Source organism: Limnohabitans radicicola (genome assembly GCF_014837235.1).
GTDB classification, from domain to species: domain Bacteria; phylum Pseudomonadota; class Gammaproteobacteria; order Burkholderiales; family Burkholderiaceae_C; genus Limnohabitans_A; species Limnohabitans_A radicicola.
Genome location: NZ_JACYFT010000002.1, coordinates 297567 through 315429, shown reverse-complemented (window position 1 = coordinate 315429; position 17863 = coordinate 297567). Strand labels below are relative to the sequence as shown.

15 protein-coding genes are annotated in these 17863 nt (G+C 64.5%); 9 read left to right on the top strand and 6 right to left on the bottom strand.

Annotation, left to right across the window (positions count from 1 at the left end; all coding sequences use genetic code 11):
- Nucleotides 1-17 precede the first annotated feature (17 nt).
- From IC609_RS09285 to IC609_RS09250, 8 genes are all read left to right on the top strand, one after another.
- Complete coding sequence (locus IC609_RS09285) at nucleotides 18-3440, top strand: transglutaminase family protein (RefSeq protein ID WP_191819221.1); 3423 nt, start codon at nucleotides 18-20, stop codon at nucleotides 3438-3440.
- A gap of 117 nt (nucleotides 3441-3557) precedes the next feature.
- A complete protein-coding gene (locus IC609_RS09280) occupies nucleotides 3558-6182 on the top strand; it encodes a circularly permuted type 2 ATP-grasp protein (protein WP_191819220.1) in 2625 nt (874 codons plus the stop codon).
- Nucleotides 6183-6188: 6 nt separating this feature from the next.
- Entirely contained in the window at nucleotides 6189-7142 is a 954-nt protein-coding gene (locus IC609_RS09275; protein WP_191819219.1) for a transglutaminase family protein, read from the top strand.
- Nucleotides 7105-7563, top strand: a complete 459-nt coding sequence (locus tag IC609_RS09270; RefSeq protein WP_191819218.1) for a RidA family protein — start codon at nucleotides 7105-7107, stop codon at nucleotides 7561-7563. The genes IC609_RS09275 and IC609_RS09270 overlap by 38 nt, the downstream gene beginning before the upstream one ends.
- A 9-nt stretch (nucleotides 7564-7572) precedes the next feature.
- Entirely contained in the window at nucleotides 7573-7839 is a 267-nt protein-coding gene (locus IC609_RS09265) for a DUF2164 domain-containing protein (RefSeq protein ID WP_191819217.1), read from the top strand.
- Nucleotides 7836-8036, top strand: a complete 201-nt coding sequence (locus tag IC609_RS09260) for a hypothetical protein (protein WP_191819216.1) — start codon at nucleotides 7836-7838, stop codon at nucleotides 8034-8036. The genes IC609_RS09265 and IC609_RS09260 overlap by 4 nt, the downstream gene beginning before the upstream one ends.
- A gap of 7 nt (nucleotides 8037-8043) precedes the next feature.
- Nucleotides 8044-8622 (top strand): flavin reductase family protein, encoded by a 579-nt coding sequence (locus IC609_RS09255; protein WP_191819215.1) that lies wholly within the window; start codon nucleotides 8044-8046, stop codon nucleotides 8620-8622.
- 33 nt (nucleotides 8623-8655) lie between these two features.
- Nucleotides 8656-9171, top strand: a complete 516-nt coding sequence (locus IC609_RS09250; RefSeq protein WP_408611038.1) for a DUF1993 domain-containing protein — start codon at nucleotides 8656-8658, stop codon at nucleotides 9169-9171.
- 19 nt (nucleotides 9172-9190) lie between these two features.
- On the opposite strand, the gene IC609_RS09245 is transcribed toward IC609_RS09250, so the two are convergent.
- The 3 genes from IC609_RS09245 to IC609_RS09235 form a co-directional block, all read right to left on the bottom strand.
- A complete protein-coding gene (locus IC609_RS09245) occupies nucleotides 9191-10759 on the bottom strand; it encodes a tannase/feruloyl esterase family alpha/beta hydrolase (protein ID WP_191819213.1) in 1569 nt (522 codons plus the stop codon).
- A gap of 61 nt (nucleotides 10760-10820) precedes the next feature.
- Nucleotides 10821-11831 carry a Bug family tripartite tricarboxylate transporter substrate binding protein gene (locus IC609_RS09240; RefSeq protein WP_191819212.1) on the bottom strand — a complete coding sequence of 337 codons (1011 nt, stop codon included), beginning with the start codon at nucleotides 11829-11831 and terminating at the stop codon, nucleotides 10821-10823.
- Between the two features lie 46 nt (nucleotides 11832-11877).
- Complete coding sequence (locus IC609_RS09235) at nucleotides 11878-12345, bottom strand: DUF3237 domain-containing protein (RefSeq protein WP_191819211.1); 468 nt, start codon at nucleotides 12343-12345, stop codon at nucleotides 11878-11880.
- Nucleotides 12346-12421: 76 nt separating this feature from the next.
- Here IC609_RS09235 and IC609_RS09230 point away from each other — a divergent pair, with 76 nt between their 5' ends.
- Complete coding sequence (locus IC609_RS09230; protein WP_191819846.1) at nucleotides 12422-13189, top strand: helix-turn-helix transcriptional regulator; 768 nt, start codon at nucleotides 12422-12424, stop codon at nucleotides 13187-13189.
- Between the two features lie 15 nt (nucleotides 13190-13204).
- Here the strand turns inward: IC609_RS09230 and feoB are convergent, their stop codons facing one another.
- The 3 genes from feoB to parC form a co-directional block, all read right to left on the bottom strand.
- Nucleotides 13205-15097, bottom strand: coding sequence for a ferrous iron transporter B (feoB, locus tag IC609_RS09225; RefSeq protein WP_191819210.1), 1893 nt, complete (start codon nucleotides 15095-15097; stop codon nucleotides 13205-13207).
- Entirely contained in the window at nucleotides 15090-15332 is a 243-nt protein-coding gene (locus IC609_RS09220) for a FeoA family protein (RefSeq protein ID WP_191819209.1), read from the bottom strand. Before IC609_RS09220 ends, feoB begins: the two co-directional genes overlap by 8 nt.
- A gap of 166 nt (nucleotides 15333-15498) precedes the next feature.
- On the bottom strand, nucleotides 15499-17862 hold the full coding sequence (gene parC, locus IC609_RS09215) for a DNA topoisomerase IV subunit A (RefSeq protein WP_191819208.1): 2364 nt from the start codon (nucleotides 17860-17862) through the stop codon (nucleotides 15499-15501).
- Between the last annotated feature and the right edge of the window lies 1 nt (nucleotide 17863).

The following is a 17863-nucleotide window of genomic DNA, read 5'->3' as shown; positions in this document are numbered from 1 at the left end:
TCGTCGAGTACCGATCCATGTCCATCCACGTTGCCCTGCACCACGTCACCCACTACACCTACGACCGACCTGTGCAATTGGGCCCGCAGGTGGTCCGCCTGCGCCCGGCCCCACACAGCCGCAGCCGCATCCTGAGCTACAGCCTCAAGGTCGAACCCGCAGAGCATTTCATCAACTGGCAACAAGATGCCTTTGCCAACTACCAGGCACGGCTGGTCTTCCCCCAAAAAACCACCGCCTTCAAAGTCACCGTGGATGTGGTCACCGAAATGGCGGTGTTCAACCCCTTCGACTTCTTTCTGGAGCCCTCGGCCGAGGAAGTGCCGTTCAAGTACGCGGACACGGTGCGCGAAGAGCTGCAGTCCTACCTTGACAAAGACCCCAAGACCCCGCTGTTCAAAAAGTACCTGAGCAGCCTGGACCGCCAACGCCAGCGCACCATCGACTTCCTCGTCCAGATCAACCAGCGCCTGCACCAAGACATCCGTTACACCATCCGCATGGAGCCGGGCGTTCAAACGCCCGAAGAAACGCTCAAGCTGGGCAGCGGCTCCTGCCGGGACTCGGCCTGGCTGTTGGTGCAGCTGTTTCGCCACATGAACATCGCGGCGCGCTTCGTCTCGGGCTACTTGATCCAGCTGGCACCCGATGTGAAGTCGCTGGACGGCCCCAGCGGCACCGAGGTCGACTTCACCGACTTGCACGCCTGGTGCGAGGTGTACCTGCCTGGCGCGGGCTGGATCGGGCTGGACCCGACCTCGGGCCTGCTGGCCGGTGAAGGCCACATCCCGCTCGCTTGCACACCGCAGCCTTCGGGTGCCGCGCCCATCGAAGGACTGATGGACAAGGCCGAGGTCGAGTTCAGCCACGAGATGAAGGTCACCCGCATCCACGAATCGCCCCGCGTGACCAAACCCTACTCCGATGAACAATGGGCCGATGTTCTGAAATTGGGCGAACAGGTCGATGCCCAGTTGGTCGCCGAGGATGTGCGCCTGACCATGGGCGGCGAGCCCACCTTCGTGTCCACGCAAGACCGCGATGGCGCCGAATGGAACACCGACGCCCTGGGCCCCACCAAACGAGGCCTCGCCACCGAGCTGGTGCACAAACTGCGCGACCAATACGGCCAGGGCGGTTTCTTGCATTTTGGCCAGGGCAAGTGGTACCCGGGTGAGCAACTGCCGCGCTGGGCGCTGAGCATTTACTGGCGTGCCGATGGCACGCCCTGCTGGCAAGACCCGGCGGTGTTTGCCGACGAACGCGAACCCAGCCACTACACCAGTGCAGACGCCCTGCGCTTCATGCAAACCCTGACACAGCAGCTGGGCCTGCCCGCAGGCACCGTGCTGCCCGGGTTTGAGGACACCTGGTACTACCTCTGGCGCGAACGCCGATTGCCTGTGAACGTGGACCCGTTCGATGCGCGGCTGGACGATGAGATGGAGCGCAACCGCCTGCGCCGCGTGTTCAGCCAAGGGCTGGATCAGGCCGTGGGCTATGTGCTGCCACTGCAACCGGTGGACACGGGCAACCCGGCCATTTCCGCTTGGCAAACCGGGCGCTGGTTCTTGCGCGACGAACGCATGTACCTGATGCCCGGCGACTCGCCCATGGGCTGGCGCCTGCCACTGGACTCGCTGCCCTGGGCCGCACCGACCGACCGTTGGCACCAGATCGAACAAGACCCCTTTGCTCCGCGGGGCGCCTTGGCTGCCGCGCCCACGCTGCTGCAAACACGCCCTCTGGGCTTGACGGCCCATGCAGGCGCCAGCGGAGCCCATGGCTCGGCCGCCGTGCCAGCCCAGCCCGTGTCGCGCTTCGTGTCCGACCCGTCGGTGGTGCGCACCGCCTTGTGCGTGGAAGTGCGCGACCCCAACCGGGCCAATGGACCCCAAGCCGAAGCCGACGCTGAGAAAAAAGGCGAAAAATCCGGCGTGCTGTATGTCTTCATGCCGCCGCTGGCGCGCCTTGAAGACTACCTGGCACTCGTGAGCGCGGTCGAGACCACCGCGCGCCAGCTGGGCATGAAGATCGTGCTCGAAGGCTACCCGCCCCCACGCGACCCACGCCTCAAACTTTTGCAAGTCACGCCCGACCCGGGTGTGATCGAGGTCAACATCCACCCGGCCCACAACTGGACCGAGCTGGTCGAGCACACCGAGTTTTTGTACCAGGCCGCTTTCGAGACCCGCCTCTCGGCCGAAAAATTCATGACCGATGGCCGCCACACGGGCACGGGCGGCGGCAACCACATGGTGATGGGCGGGGCCACCCCCGCCGACAGCCCGTTCTTGCGCCGACCCGAGCTGCTGGCCAGCCTGATCCTGTACTGGCACAACCACCCGAGCTTGAGCTACCTCTTCAGCGGCATGTTCATCGGCCCCACCAGCCAGGCCCCGCGTGTGGACGAAGCGCGCAACGACCAGGTCTATGAGCTGGAGATCGCGCTGCGGGAGATCATGCGCAACCGCCAGAAGTACGGGGCCGACATGCCGCCGTGGCTGGTGGACCGTACGCTGCGCAACATCCTGATTGACGTCACGGGCAACACCCACCGCAGCGAGTTTTGCATCGACAAGATGTATTCACCCGACAGCAGCACCGGGCGGCTGGGCCTGCTGGAGCTGCGCGCGTTCGAGATGCCGCCCCATGCCCGCATGAGCATCGTGCAGCAATTGCTGCTGCGTGCGCTGGTGGCCCGCTTCTGGGACGAGCCTTACGTCGCGCCCGTCACCCGCTGGGGCACCGAGCTGCACGACCGCTTCATGCTGCCGCACTGGATCCACAAGGACTTTGACGATGTGCTGACCGAGCTGGGTGATGCGGGCTTTCACTTTGACCCCAGCTGGTTCGCGCCGCATTTCGAGTTCCGCTTCCCACTGGTCGGACAACTCCGGGTCGATGGTGCGGTGCTCACCCTGCGCAACGCGCTGGAGCCTTGGCACGTCATGGGCGAGGAAAGCGCCGCAGGCGGCACCGCCCGTTATGTGGACTCGTCGCTGGAACGCATCGAGGTGCATGTGAGCGGCATGAACCCCAGCCGCCACACCATCACGGTGAACGGCAAGCCCCTGCCCCTGCAACCCACAGGCGTGGTGGGCGAGTACGTGGCCAGCGTCCGCTACAAGGCCTGGAACCCGCCCTCGTCGCTGCACCCGAGCATCGGCGTGCACGCGCCACTCACGGTGGACCTGGTGGACACCTGGATGAAGCGCTCGCTCGGCGGCTGCCAGTACCATGTGGTCCACCCCGGTGGCCGCAATTACGACAGCTTCCCCGTCAACGCCTATGAGGCCGAAAGCCGCCGCCTGGCGCGTTTCTTCCGCATGGGCCACACGCCTGGCGCGATGAAGCAGCTGGCGGCGCTCGGCCCCAACAGCACACTGCACGCGAGCCCGGAGTTCCCGCACACGCTGGACCTGCGCCGTGCCCACTGAGGTCATGGGTGAGCAAGCGCAGCCCTGTCGGGCTGCCAGCCCACACGCGGGGTGGGCGCATCGCCACCTCACATGGGAACACACAAGGGCCGACACAAATGGCCCCACAATGGCGGCATGTCCGAACCGACGCGCCCGTTTGCAACCGACCCAAGCCCGCCCGACCCGATGAGCTGGCTGCGCCAACACGCCCAGGCCGCCCCCGCCGGGCATTGGGATGAGCTGCGTGACCGTGTGGACGCCATCGCCCCGACAGCAGACGAACTCAGCCAGCCGCCCGGTCAGCTGTGGGAAGACTTCATGGCCCGTCTGGGCCCCGAAGGACTGGCCAGCCTCAACCCGCGCATGGCCAACCTGCGCCGCCAGGTGCGTGACAACGGCATCACCTACAACGTCTACGCCAACGCCGAGCAGCCACAGCGCCCCTGGGCGCTGGACCTGTTCCCGCTGATCATCAGCACAAGGCACTGGGCGCAGATCGAGCGGGGGGTGCTGCAGCGCATGGCCTTGCTGGAGCACATCATGGCCGACGCCTATGGCCCGCAAACCCTGGTGGCCAAGGGGCTGCTGCCAGCGGCGCTGGTGCAAGGCCACCCCGGCTACCTGCACGCCATGCACGGTGCAGCGCCCGTCGGCGGTCATTACCTGAGCCTGGCCGCTTTCGATCTGGCACGCGGGCCCGATGGCCTGTGGTGGCTGATGTCACAGCGCACCCAGGCGCCGTCCGGTTTGGGCTACCTGCTCGAAAACAGGCTCATCATCTCGCGCCTGTTCCCTGAAGCTTTTGACCAGCTGCCCGTGCAGCGGCTGGCTGCGACTTACCAGTCGCTGGTGGACGGGCTCAAGGCCCGTTGCCCCGAGGAGGGCGACACGCCGCCGCACATCGCCCTGCTCACGCCTGGCCCCTACAACGAAACCCATTTCGAGCACGCTTATCTGGCGCGCTACCTCGGCCTCACGCTGGTGCAGGCCGATGACCTGACGGTGCGTGACGAGAAGCTCTACCTCAAGACCCTGCAAGGCCTGCAGCGTGTGCACGGCCTGCTCAAACGGGTGGACGACAACTGGCTGGACCCACTGGAGCTGCGCGCCGATTCCACGCTGGGCGTGCCTGGCCTGCTGCAGGCGGTGCGCAGCGGCCAGCTGCTGGTGGCCAACACGCCGGGCTCGGGTTTTCTTGAATCGAATGCGCTGCTGGGTTTCATGCCTGCACTGGCCCAAGACATCTTGGGCGAAGAGCTGCAACTGCCCGCCATCCCCAGTTGGTGGTGCGGCGAAACCTCAGCGCAGCCTGAGGCCCTGCTGCACCTGCCCGACGGTGTGGTCAAACCCACCTACCCCAACGAAGGCCAGCGCCACGGTTTCGAGCCCCAGCTCGGCCGCCTGATGACCCAACGCGAGCGCGACGAATGGGCAGGCCGTATCCTGCGCGAACCCGAAGCGCACACTGTGCAGTCCTGGCTGCCACTGTCGCACCTGCCTGTGTGGAACGAGCAGGCCAGCGCGCCAGATTCACCCGGCACGCTGGAAACACGGCCTGTGATCCTGCGCGTGTTCGCCGTCACCGACGAGCAAGGCCAGTGGCGAGTGCTGCCCGGGGGCCTGGCGCGGCTGGGCACCCACGAAGGCATCGCGTCCATGCAGCGTGGCGGCAGCAGCGCCGATGTGTGGGTGCAAGCCCCCGCGCGCGAAGCGGTGGACCCCTTGAGCCTGCTCAACACCCCCAGCTCGCCACTGCCGCAGCACCGCCAGCGCCTGGTCACCAGCCGCGCCGCCGAAAACCTGTTCTGGATGGGCCGCTACACCGAGCGCACCGAAAACGCCGTGCGCCTGGTGCGCCTGGGCCTGGATGTGCTGGGCAGCGAAGACCAAAGCAACCTCCGCCTGCTGCAATGGATCACCACCATGAGCCAGCAGCAGGGCTTGGTGCCCAATGGCGCGCCAGCGGCGCAGCAGTCACACCGGGTGTTCGAGCGCTCTTTGGTGGCCAGCCTGTGGGACACGAAACACACCACCAGCGTGGGCTTCAACCTGCGCTCGCTGGTCGCGGCCGCGGCCTCGGTGCGCGACCGGCTCTCGCCCGAGCACTGGCAGATGCTGGAGCAAAGCGAATCGGCGTTCTGGGCCGCTGCGGGCCCCGACACGACCCGCGCCAGCACTGCACTGGCCCAGCAGTGCCTGCGCGAAACAAGCCAGCGCCTGGCCGCCCTCACGGGTGCACAAACCGACCGCATGAGCCGCGACGATGGCTGGCGGCTGCTGTCGATCGGGCGGCACATTGAGCGGCTGGACTTTCTGGCGGGCGCGCTGCGACAAGCCATCGGCTGCGGACTGCTTTTGGAGCAAGCCGGTTTTGACGCCGTGCTCAAGCTGTTCGACAGCACCATCAGTTTCCACGCCCAGTTCCAGCAAAGCCGCACACCGCAGGCGCTGGTGGACCTGCTGGTGAGCAGCCCCGACAACCCGCGCGCCCTCTCGTGGGTGGCCAAGACCCTGCGTTCGCGATTGCTGCGCATGGAGCACCTGGCAAGCGGTGCCACCCAAACACTGGCCGCGCTGCTGCCGGACCCCGCAGTGCTGCAAACCAGCGCCGAGGTGCTGTGGCCCAGCGACAGCCGCGAGCCCGCAGAGCTGCTGGACCTTCTGACACAGTACCAGCGCATGGCACGGCAGGTGTCGGATGGCCTGTCGGGCCTGTTCTTCACCCACAGCCAAGCGGCCGCGCACAGCGTGAGCGCCTGAACTGCCATGCGCCTGTCCGTTCTGCACGACACCCTTTACCGCTACAGCCCGGCCGTTGAAACGGCCCAGCACATCGCCTACCTGCGACCGCGCGACACCGCCTGCCAGCAGCTGGTGTCGCACACGCTGGCCGTGGAGCCGCCCCCAGGGCATCTGTCAACACGCACCGATGCCTTTGGCAACCAGCCCGCACACTGGGCTCTGGCCCAAACGCACGACACCTTGCGCGTGAGCGCCCACAGCGAAGTCATCACCCGCACCCTGCCCGTGTGCACCAGTTCGCAAAGCTGGGAAGCGGTGCGGGAGCACTTCCGCTACCGCTCGGGCCACCCGGCCGACCCGCAGGCCAGCTTTGTCTTTGGCTCACACCATGCGCCACTGAATGAGGCCTTTGCGGCCTACGCCCGACCCTGCTTTGCGCCGGGCCGCGCGCTGACCGAAGCCGCCACGGCCTTGATGCACCAGATCCACAGTGACTTCACCTACGCCAGCCAGAGCACCGACATCCATACCCCGGCGCTGCAGGCCCTGCAAGCACGGCGCGGCGTGTGCCAGGACTTTGCCCACATCCTGATCGCCTGCCTGCGCTCGCTGGGCTTGCCCGCACGCTACGTGAGCGGCTACCTGCTCACCCACGCGCCCGAAGGTCAGCCGCGACTGGTCGGCTCGGACGCCTCGCACGCCTGGGCTTCGGTCTACATCCCCGAGCTGGCCAACACCGCGAGCCAAGGCTGGCTCGACCTGGACCCCACCAACGACCGCCACGGCTGGGCCAGCCCCGGCGAAGACTATGTGCAGCTCGCCGTGGGCCGTGACTTTGCCGATGTCTCGCCCCTGCGCGGGGTGTTGCAGGGCGGCACCTCTCACACCCTCGAAGTTGGCGTTACAGTGGAGCCTCTTTTGACCCCGGAGGATCCCGCCCATGAGCGTTTACGACACCCTGAAATCCCTGAACATTAAGCTGCCTCCGGTGGCGGTGCCCGCTGCGGCCTATGTGCCCTTTGTGCAAACCGGGAATCTGGTTTTCCTGTCCGGCCACATCGCCAAGAAAGACGGCAAAGTCTGGGCAGGCCAGCTGGGCAAGGACATCGGCACAGCCGAAGGCCAGCAAGCCGCGCGCGCCGTGGCCATTGACCTGATGGGCACGCTGCACGCCGCCGTCGGCGACCTCAACAAGGTCAAGCGCATCGTCAAGGTCATGAGCCTGGTCAACTCGACGGGCGACTTCACCGAACAGCACCTGGTGACCAACGGCTGCAGCGAACTGCTGGGCCAGGTGTTTGGCCCGCAAGCGGGGGCACACGCCCGCAGCGCCTTTGGCGTGGCACAGATTCCGTTGGGCGCTTGCGTCGAGATCGAACTGATCGCCGAAATCGCCTGATCTGCGGCCATGCCCATTGAACTGAGCAAAGAAGACCGCGCGCAGGCGATTGCCAGCATCGAGCGCTACTTTGAGGCCAACTTTGAGCAAAGAATCGGCAACATCTCTGCCGGTGCCCTGCTCGGCTTTGTGCTCGAAGAAATCGGCCCCAGCATTTACAACCGCGCTGTGAGCGATGCCAAAGAGCGCATGCTCACCCGCGTGGAAGATCTGGAATACGAAGTCCGTGAGGACGAATTCCAGTACTGGCAAAAATTCAACAAACGCAAACCATGAACAAGATGGTCATGGTCCTGCCGCTGCTGTGCGCCCTTGCAGGCTGTGGCCTGGTGTCGACCAAGGCCGTGTACGAAGAAATCCGCGCCCAGGAAAAAGCCAAGGCCGTGGGCACCAGTACGCCCCCCAATCAAGGCTTGCCGCGTTACGACCAGTACCAAAAAGAGCGCTCGGGGCTCTCCCCCGAACTCCGTTGAGCACCGCATGCAACCCATTGAACTCCAACACGCCTACCGACTGCTCAACCACGGCCCCACCGTGCTGGTGGGCAGCTGCCATGCTGGCCGCGCCAACGTGATGGCCGCCGCCTGGGCCATGCCACTGGACTTTGACACGCCCAAGATCGCGGTTGTCATCGACAAGGCCACCCTCACGCGCGAACTGATCGACGCCTCCGGGGTGCTCAGCCTGAATGTGCCCTGCGTGGCCATGAAAGACCAGGTCATGGCCGCAGGCGGCATGAGCGGCAAGAACCACCCTGACAAACTGGCCCGTTGCGAGATCACCACCCACGCCGCAGCGAACACGGGTGTGCCGCTGGTCGAGGGCTGCATCGCGCAACTCGAATGCCGCGTGCTGCCCGCCACCGCCCATGTGGCCGGACCGCACGATTTGATCTTGGCCGAAGTGATCGCCGCCTGGGCCGACGAGCGCGTTTTCAGAGCAGGCCACTGGCACTTTGAAGACGCCGCCCCCGAACTGCGCAGCCTGCACCATGTGGCCGGCGGCCACTTTTATGCCATCGGCGAGCCCGTGAGTGCGCTGCCTGTGGCCAACGCCTGATTCCCCATTTCAAACAGGAGACTTTCCATGACCATTTCCATTTCCATGTCCAGCGCCAGCTTGCCCGTGTGCACCCGCATGCTCACCAACCTCAGCCACATCCTGGCCAAGGCCGAGCAGTTCGTCGAAGCCAAAAAGATCGATCCCACGGCACTGACCACCGACCGTTTGGCACCGGACATGTTCACCTTCACACGCCAGGTGCTGATCGCCTGCGATGCGGTGAAAAACGGCATGGCCCGCCTGTCGGGCGTCGAAGCCCCCAAGTTCGATGACAACGAGACCACGCTGGCACAACTGCAAGAACGCATCCAGAAAACCCTGGCCTTCGTTGCCACCGTGCCAGCTGCAGCACTGGACGGCACCGAAGACAAAGAGATCACTTTCCCCGCAGGCCCGGGCAAAACCCGCACCCTGTCAGGCCAGGACTACCTCACAGGCTGGATGCTGCCCAACATGTACTTCCACATCACCACCGCCTACGCCATCCTGCGCCACAACGGGGTGGAAGTGGGCAAGGTCGATTACCTGATGGGCGCACAGGGCTGAGGGCCCTGCCGCCGAGGCATCATCGGCAACTGAAGTTGCTCGCGTCCTCCGGGTTGCCTGCGCCTTTGTAGTGCGCGTATTGCGGGTAAGCGCACAACGGCCTTGTGCGGCCCGGATACACCGCCGTACCGCTGGCGGGCACACTTTGCGGGGCTTGGCCTTTTTCGACCCAGTCCACCAGGCTGCCCAGGCCGTCGATGCTGTCGGTCGCCGCGCCACCTGCGCAGTGCCCCATGCCAGGCACCAAGAACAGGCGCGCAAACTCATTCGTCTTGGGGCCGTTCTGGGCCGTCAGGCGCTGGTAGTAGTCCACCATCTCGTCGGCCGAGAAGATCGGATCGGCCATGCCGTGGATGAACATCAGTTTGCCCCCACGCGCCTGGTAAGCCGTCAGCTTGACATCGTCGGCCGTGTTGAAGATCCACGCATGCGCGTCCATGCGCTGCGGGTCGCGGTCAAAGTCAAACTTGTAAATGCTCAGGCTGCGGTCGGGCGGCGTGACAAAGTAGCCCTGCAGCGCGTCTTCCATCAAAAACACATGGCGCGAGTTGGCCTTGGCGTTGGGCGAGTTGCCCAGCTTCCACATGCGCCAATCGTTTTTGGGGTGACCCACGCCCGCATCCCAGGGCCATGAAAAGTACAGCGGCTGTCCTGCCGAATTCTTGGCCCCTGTGAACATCTTCTTCAAAGCACCCACTTGAGCGGGGGCCAGGCAGCTGTCGTCCTTGGCACCCTTGCATTGCAAGGTCGTCACATCGAATTGGCAGGCCGCCGGGTTGGACACCAGGCCATCGGTCACACCGTCCATTGCATCACAACGGTTCAGGATGCCCTCACGCACCAGGTTCAGATCGCTGTCGGACAGTGCCTGACTCAGCACTGGCTGACCGTCAGCCCCCTTGGGTGCAATGGCCTGCAGGGCCTGCGTGTCCCAGGCCGCAGCGATGGTCGCGCCCTTGGACACGCGCATGGCCGGGGCCATGGCGATCACGCCGTCAAAGTAACTCGGAAAGCGCTGGGTGAACATCATGGCCTGACGCCCGCCGCCCGAGCAGCCGATGAAGTAGGACTTGTCGGCGGGCTTGCTGTAGAAGCGCCGGATCAGCTCCTTGGCCGCCACCGCCACCTTGTCATGCGCGTTGTAGGCGTTGTCGGTGCGGGCGATCGGGTCAAAGCCAAAGTCAGCGGTAGGGGTTTGGTGACCGGCATCGGTGGTGACCACCGCAAAACCCCGGTTGAGCGCGTAGCCCGGTGCGGCTTGCGGCCCCACAGCGGGACGCACCACGCCATCGTTGCCACCGCCGCCCTGGTACAAAAAGCGGCCGTTCCAGGCAGCAGGCAAACGCAGCTCAAAGCCGATGTGGTAAGGCTTGCCGTCCTGCCCCATGCGTTCGGCCATCTTGCCGTTCACTTTGCAGTGCGCCACCAGCATGGGCCCCGTGCTCATGCCCGGCGGGCGCGTGCTGTCGCCCGCTACCGCTTCGGTTTTCAGGGTCATGCCCGGCAAGGCCATGGCCGCAAAAGCGGCGCAATCCGATGTCTGCGACCAAGCGGCCCCGCTGGCGGTCAGCAAGGTCGCAACAGACACCCACGTTTTCAAATGCACACATCGCATGGTCTGAAGTCCTGTTCCGTCACCATTTCGCCATTCAGTCGGCCTTGAAACCCGTGGCCGCCACGGCCTTGCCCCAGGTCACGATGTCGGCCGCAATGATGCGGGCGAACTCTTCACGGCTGGTGCCGGTCACGCGAAAGCCCGACTCTTCGAGCTTGGCCTTGAGGTCAGGCGACTTGACCGCTTTCTGAATGTCCGCGCTCAGCTTGGCCAGGATGTCAGCGGGCACTTTGGACGGCGTCACGATGCCAAACCAGGACGAAAACTCCAAGTTGTTGTACCCCTGCTCCTTGATGGTGGGCACATCGGGCAAGGCCCCCGTGCGGGTGGCCCCGGTGCTGCCCAAAGCGACCAACTTGCCCGCTTTCACATTGGGCGCAGCCAGACCCACGCTGGCGAACACGCCTTGCACATCGCCACTGAACAAGCCGCCCAGGGCATCCGCGGTGCTCTTGTAGTGCACGGCCTCAGGCTTGAGCTTGACCGCATCGCCAAACATGAAGGCACCAAAGTGGCCGGGTGTGCCCGCGCCAAAGGTGGCCATGAACAAGCCCTTTTGCTGCTGCGTCCAGATCACGAATTCCTTGACGTTTTTGGCGGGTACTTTTTGCGGGTTGACCAACAACACAAAATCGGCACTGACCACCTGGCTCACAGGCGCAAAGTCTTTGGCAGGGTCATAGGGCAGCTTGTTGTAGCTGCTGGGGGCGATGCTGAGCTGACCGGTTTCACCCAGCATCAGGGTGTAGCCATCGGCTGCCGCACGGGCCGCTTCGCTGGCGGCGATCAGGCCCCCCGCGCCGGGCTTGTTGTCCACCACGACCCCCATATTGCCCCAGCCCTCGGACAATTTTTGCGCCAGCAAGCGCGCCACAATGTCGGGGCCGGTACCGGCGGGGAAGCCCACGATCATGCGCACGGGGCGGTTGGGGTAGGCCTGCGCTTGCGCCTGCGCGCTCAGGCTCACGGCACTGGCGGCCAGGCCCACCGCCAGCAGGGCATGGCGTCGGGTGAGTGCATTCAAGGTGTTCAAAACGGTTTTCATGTGGTGTGTCCCCAATGGAAAAAGTCAAAAAAGAAAATCAGCCTGCTCAGGCCACTTCAAAAAAGCGCATCACCACCCGGTCGGGGTGGCGGGCACCCGTGCCCAAGAAAAGGCGCTCGGTGATCCAGGCGAGCGACTTGCAAGCCGTCTCGAAATTCGGACTGCAGCGGAAGTAAACCGACTCGGGCGACACAGGCTCACCGCGCACCAGCCGCGCCATCACCTCGGGGGCAGCGGTGCGCACAGCGCGGTTTTGCACAAAGATCAGATCACCACCATCGGTCTCGATGGTGTAGCGGGCGTCCAGCTCGGCCATGCGCTCGTTGACGATCAGCTGGAAGTCCGCGCCGCCAGGCAGCACACGGGCCGTCCAACCCTCGCCTTGCACCTGTCCGCCCAGGATCGGAATCAGACGGCGCACGCCGTGGTGGGTCTGGCCGACTTCCTGGGGCTTGTCCACTTGGACAGACAGATCGGCAAAAAAGCGGAGTGTGGGTGTGGGCAAATTCAACATCCGCCTAGGGTATTCCCAAGGCTTTGAGCCGTCTGTCCTCCCTTAAGATGACATGAAAACCCGAATACACCAAGCCATGCGCCAGTGGACTCCTCCTCCAACCAGCAGCCCTGTGCAGATGCTGCCAGACCTCATTGGTCTGGTCGGGCAATGTGAATTTGAAACCTCGCTGCTCCAGCACCTGCAGCCCCTGGTGCCCGCAGCGTCTTATGCCATCTACCAAACTGGCGAAGGCTGCGAACCGACCCTGTACATGTCTTCCAGTCTAGGCATTCCCGACACCACGCGCGATTGCTGGAGCGCTTATTTGTCGGGCCCCTACCTGAGTGACCGCACATTCGAAGGCGCCGATGCAAGCAGTCGCAGTCCTGTGCTGTGCCACATCACGGCCCCTGAAGTGCCCGTCCAGCACCGTGCGCGGGTCTACGAAGCGCATGGCATGGCCGAGCGTGTGTCGATTGTTCAGCGCCAGGCGGCATCGATTTTTGCCATCAATTTTTACCGCCACGACCACCAACAGCCCTTCAGCGACCGGCAATTGTCCGATTTTGAGTCGCTGGCGCCGACCCTCCTGGCGCTCACGCAAAAGCAGATTGCGCTGACCCGCCCCCATCCGGGGAAGCGCAGCACCGCCGAATGGGCGCGGCGATTGCGGTCCATCGAACCGGCGTTGACACCGCGTGAGCTGGAGGTCTGCGCCCGCCTGCTGACCGGCATGACCCAGGAAGGGATTGCCACCGACCTGGGGCTGAGCCTGCCCACCGTCAAAACGTACCGCAACCGCGCCTTTGCGCGGTTGGGCATCCACTTCAAGAGCGAATTGTTCGCCCTGTTTGCAGCTTGATACCGCCTGACTTGCTCACCAGAGGGACAGTATCCGGAAAGTCAGGAAGGCCGCGCTGTACGCCAGTGCCAGCTGGTAGAGCACAGTGACCGCAGGCAGCTTCCAGCCGCCGCTCTCGCGGTGGATGGCCACCAGCGTAGACAGGCACTGCGGCGCAAAGATGTACCACGCCAAAAGTGCCATGCCCGTGGCCAGACTCCACTGCCCGGCCAACATCGGGGCCAAAGCCGTGGCAGCGCCACCATCGGCCGCCACCACGGCGTACACCGTGGCCAGCGCCCCGATGGCCACTTCGCGAGCGGCCATGCCCAGGAGCAATGCCACGCTGATCTGCCAGTTGAAACCCAAGGGCGCAAACAGCAGCTGCAAAGCGTGCCCAATCTGCCCGGCATAGCTGTATTCGATCGCCGGACCCAGCGCGTCCGCAGGTGCAGCGGGGTAGCTGGCCAACACCCACATGGCCACCGTCAGCAGCAAGATCACGGTGCCCACGCGCCGCAAAAAGATCCAGGCCCGTTGCCACAGTCCCAACGCCAGACTGCGCAAAGTGGGCCAGTGGTAAGAAGGCAGCTCCATCATGAGCGGACGCGACTGGCGTCCTGCCCGGGTCAGCCGCTTGAGCAACCAGGCCACCCCCATGCCACCCGCAATGCCCGCCAGGTACAAACCCAGCAACACCAGACCCTGCAGCTGCAAGCCACTCCAGGTGCGGGCCGGAACGAAGGCCGAAATCAGCAAAGTGTAGACAGGCAAGCGGGCCGAGCAAGTCATCAAAGGGGCAATCAACATCGTCACCAGCCTGTCGCGCCGGTTGGCGATGGTGCGCGTGGCCATGATGCCCGGCACCGCGCAGGCAAAGCTCGACAAAAGTGGGATGAACGAGCGCCCCGACAGACCCACCCCTCCCATGATGCGGTCCAGTAAAAACGCGGCACGCGGCAGGTAGCCCGACTCTTCGAGCAGCAAGATGAAGAAGAACAGAATCAGAATTTGCGGCAAAAACACCAGCACGCCGCCCATGCCTGCGAGCAGCCCCTGGACCAAGAGGTCACGCCACCAGGCGTCGGGCAGCGCCAGCACAACAGCAGCGGCCAAAGCATCGGTGCACGATTTGATGAAGTCCATGGGCACCACCGCCCAGGCAAACACCGCCTGAAACACCAAGAAGAGGACGGCCAGCAGTATCACAGGGCCCACCCAAGGGTGCAGCACTGCGCGGTCGATCCGGTCGCTCAACACATCAGGCACCAGCGAATCCAGATTCAAGCGGCGCAAAAGGTCTTGCACCACCGCGTGGTCAGCCTCGATGCGATCGTGCTCCTGTAAGGCATCGGGGCCTGCGGCCAGCTCGTGCACGGGTGCGCCGTGCGACCAGGGCCGCTTGAACAGCCACTGGCGAATGGCGGCATCGCCCCCTTGGCGCACCGCCACACTGGTCACCACCGGCAAACCCAAAGCCTGCGACAAAGCTTCGGGGTCGATTTTCAGGCCACGCCCTGCAGCCAAGTCAGCCATGTTGAGCACCACCAAACAAGGCAAACCCAAGCGCTTGACCGCCAGCACCAGGCGCAAACCCCGGCGCAAATTCGTAGCGTCGACCACACAGACCAGGGCATCCGGGCGTTTTTCACCTGGCGAATGCCCTGAAAGCACAGCACACGCCACCCGTTCGTCTTCGGACCTTGGGTACAGGCTGTAGACCCCTGGCAAATCGAGCACACGCAGCGCCGCGCCATCGGGCATGGGCAAACGGCCCTCTTTCTTCTCGACCGTGGCCCCAGCGTAGTTGGCCACTTTCTGGCGGCTGCCGGTCAGCAAATTGAAAAGCGCCGTCTTGCCGCAGTTGGGGTTGCCCACCAAGGCAACCAGGGTGCCACGCGGCATCAGGTGCACACGCTGCTCACGCATGGGGGTCTTCCAGCTCAATGCAAGCGGCCTCTTCCCGGCGCAGTGCAAAAGTGGACAGCCCCACCCGCACCGCCAGCGGATCGCCGCCCCACCAACCACGCGACATCACACACACAGGTTCACCGGGCAGAAACCCGATCTCTTCCAATTGCCGAGCTTGGGCTTCTTGCCCCGCCAACACGCGCACCCGAGCCACACGCATCACGGCAGACAAAGGGGCTTGATCGAGGTTCATGGTGGGCAGCGTCAGGTCAGCTGCGCATTTTATCGAGAACCATTCTCATTCAGACTGATCCAACGCAAAGTCCCGCCACTGAACCCGCCCGAGCTGCAGGGCAAAAACAGGGACCAGCCGCCAAAGCCGCGCCGGGTCAGGGCTGTCAGAGCGTGCTTTTAAAGCCTCACTCCACCCGCGTCACCCGGTTCGGCTTGAAGCCCAGATCGGCCACTTTGCCCTTCTTGGCGCGAGAGACCTTGGCGTTGTTGAGGCTGCGGATTTCCAGCGTTTCCTCGCGGTCCTTGCCGCCCCGGCCGATGCCCGCGATCTTGACGCTGCGGGTGTAGGCCGCTGCACCGGCCAAGGTGTCTTTGGCTTCGAGGTCGATGAGCATCAGACCCCGGCCGCCTTTTTCCATGGTCTTGAGTTCGCTGATTTCAAACGTCAGCACACGGCCGCCCGTGCTGGCGCAGCAGACGCTGGTGGCTGCGGGCATGGGCTGCTTGTCGGCTGGCACGGTGGCACTGCTGCCACTGACATGGCTCGGAGCGCAGACGGTTTCGCCCTCGCCCAGGCTGATGAAGGCCTTGCCCGCCTTGTTGCGCGAGATCATGTTCTCGACCGAGGCCATGAAGCCATAACCGCCCGAGCCGCTGAGCAGCAGCGTGGCGTGGGCCGGGCCTGCAAAGTAGTGGGCGATTTGCGTGGTGGGTTCCAGCTCGATCAGCGTGGTTACCGGCTGGCCGTCGCCGCGTGCGCCGGGCAATGTGGCGACAGGCACGCTGTAGATGCGGCCGTTGCTGCCAAAGATCAGCAGTGTGTCGACTGTGCGGCACTCGAAGGTGCCATACAAACCATCGCCCGCCTTGAAAGCGAAGCTGGTGGCATCGTGGCCGTGGCCGGTGCGGGCGCGCACCCAGCCTTTTTCGGACACCACCACCGTGACGGGCTCGTCCACGATCTTGACTTCGGCCACCGCTTTTTTCTCTTCCTGGATCAGCGTGCGGCGCGGGTCGGCAAAAGTTTTAGCGTCGGCCTCGATCTCTTTGATCATCAAACGGCGCAGCGCAGCGGGGCTGCCCAGAATCTCTTCGAGCTTACCTTGCTCACCGCGCAGCTCCGACAACTCCTGTTCGATCTTGATGGCTTCCAGACGGGCCAATTGGCGCAGACGGATTTCCAGAATGTCTTCGGCCTGGCGGTCGGTGAGCTTGAAGGCCTCGATCAGCGCGAGCTTGGGCTCGTCACTGTGGCGGATGATGCGGATCACCTCGTCGATGTTCAGCAGCACCAGCTGGCGGCCTTCGAGGATATGGATGCGGTCGAGCACCTTGGTTAAGCGGTGCTGGCTGCGGCGGGTGATGGTCGTCTGGCGGAAGCTGATCCACTCGGTCAGGATCTGGCGCAGCGATTTCTGGGTCGGCTTGCCGTCGATGCCGACCATGGTCATGTTGATCGGGGCCGAGGTCTCCAGGCTGGTGTGGGCCAACAAGGCGGTGATGAGTTCCTGTTGTTCAATGCGGCTGGTCTTGGGCTCGAACACCAGACGCACCGGGGCGTCCTTGCTCGACTCGTCACGCACCACATCCAGCACGGCCAGCATGCTGGCCTTGAGCAGTTGCTGGTCTTGCGTGAGGGCTTTTTTGCCAGCCTTGACCTTGGGGTTGGTCAGCTCTTCGATCTCTTCGAGCACGCGCTGCGTGCTCACACCGGGCGGCAGCTCGTTCACGACGAGTTGCCACTGGCCACGGGCCAGGTCTTCGATCTTCCAGCGCGCACGCACCTTGAGGCTGCCGCGCCCGGTGCGGTAAGCGTCCGCGATGTCGCTGGCCGGGCTGATGATCTGGCCGCCGCCGGGGTAGTCGGGGCCGGGGATGATGGCCACCAGTTCGGTGTCACTCAGTTTCTCGTTGCGCACCAGCGCCACACAGGCATCGGCCACTTCGCGCAGGTTGTGGCTGGGGATCTCGGTGGCCAGGCCCACCGCAATGCCGCTGGCACCGTTGAGCAACGTGAACGGCAGTCGCGCAGGCAGCTGGCTGGGCTCTTCGGTCGAGCCGTCGTAGTTGGGAATGAAGTCCACCGTGCCCATGTCGATCTCGTCGAGCAGCAGGCTGGTGATGCGGGCCAAGCGCGCCTCGGTATAGCGCATGGCGGCGGCGCCATCGCCGTCGCGCGAGCCAAAGTTGCCCTGACCATCGATCAGCGGATAGCGCTGAGAAAAGTCCTGCGCCATGCGCACCAGCGCGTCGTACGCCGCCGTGTCGCCGTGCGGGTGGTAGCGGCCCAGCACATCGCCCACCACACGGGCGCTCTTGACGGGCTTGGCCGCCGTGGCGTTGTTCGGGCCGCTGTAGGACAGGCCCATGCGATCCATCGAATACAGGATGCGGCGCTGCACGGGCTTTTGGCCATCGCACACATCGGGCAAGGCGCGGCCTTTCACCACGCTCAAGGCGTATTCCAGGTAAGCACGCTGGGCGTAAGCGCCCAGGTGGTCGCCTTCGGGGGCGGCATCGGTCACGGGGGTCAACAGGTCAGTGGTCATT

Coding starts and splice junctions, on each gene's coding strand:
- IC609_RS09285 (WP_191819221.1), top strand. CDS start 18: ATGTCCATCCACGTTGCCCTGCACCACGTCACCCACTACACCTACGAC.
- IC609_RS09280 (WP_191819220.1), top strand. CDS start 3,558: ATGTCCGAACCGACGCGCCCGTTTGCAACCGACCCAAGCCCGCCCGAC.
- IC609_RS09275 (WP_191819219.1), top strand. CDS start 6,189: ATGCGCCTGTCCGTTCTGCACGACACCCTTTACCGCTACAGCCCGGCC.
- IC609_RS09270 (WP_191819218.1), top strand. CDS start 7,105: ATGAGCGTTTACGACACCCTGAAATCCCTGAACATTAAGCTGCCTCCG.
- IC609_RS09265 (WP_191819217.1), top strand. CDS start 7,573: ATGCCCATTGAACTGAGCAAAGAAGACCGCGCGCAGGCGATTGCCAGC.
- IC609_RS09260 (WP_191819216.1), top strand. CDS start 7,836: ATGAACAAGATGGTCATGGTCCTGCCGCTGCTGTGCGCCCTTGCAGGC.
- IC609_RS09255 (WP_191819215.1), top strand. CDS start 8,044: ATGCAACCCATTGAACTCCAACACGCCTACCGACTGCTCAACCACGGC.
- IC609_RS09240 (WP_191819212.1), bottom strand. CDS start 11,831: ATGAAAACCGTTTTGAACACCTTGAATGCACTCACCCGACGCCATGCC.
- IC609_RS09235 (WP_191819211.1), bottom strand. CDS start 12,345: ATGTTGAATTTGCCCACACCCACACTCCGCTTTTTTGCCGATCTGTCT.
- IC609_RS09230 (WP_191819846.1), top strand. CDS start 12,422: ATGCGCCAGTGGACTCCTCCTCCAACCAGCAGCCCTGTGCAGATGCTG.
- feoB (WP_191819210.1), bottom strand. CDS start 15,097: ATGCGTGAGCAGCGTGTGCACCTGATGCCGCGTGGCACCCTGGTTGCC.
- IC609_RS09220 (WP_191819209.1), bottom strand. CDS start 15,332: ATGAACCTCGATCAAGCCCCTTTGTCTGCCGTGATGCGTGTGGCTCGG.
- parC (WP_191819208.1), bottom strand. CDS start 17,862: ATGACCACTGACCTGTTGACCCCCGTGACCGATGCCGCCCCCGAAGGC.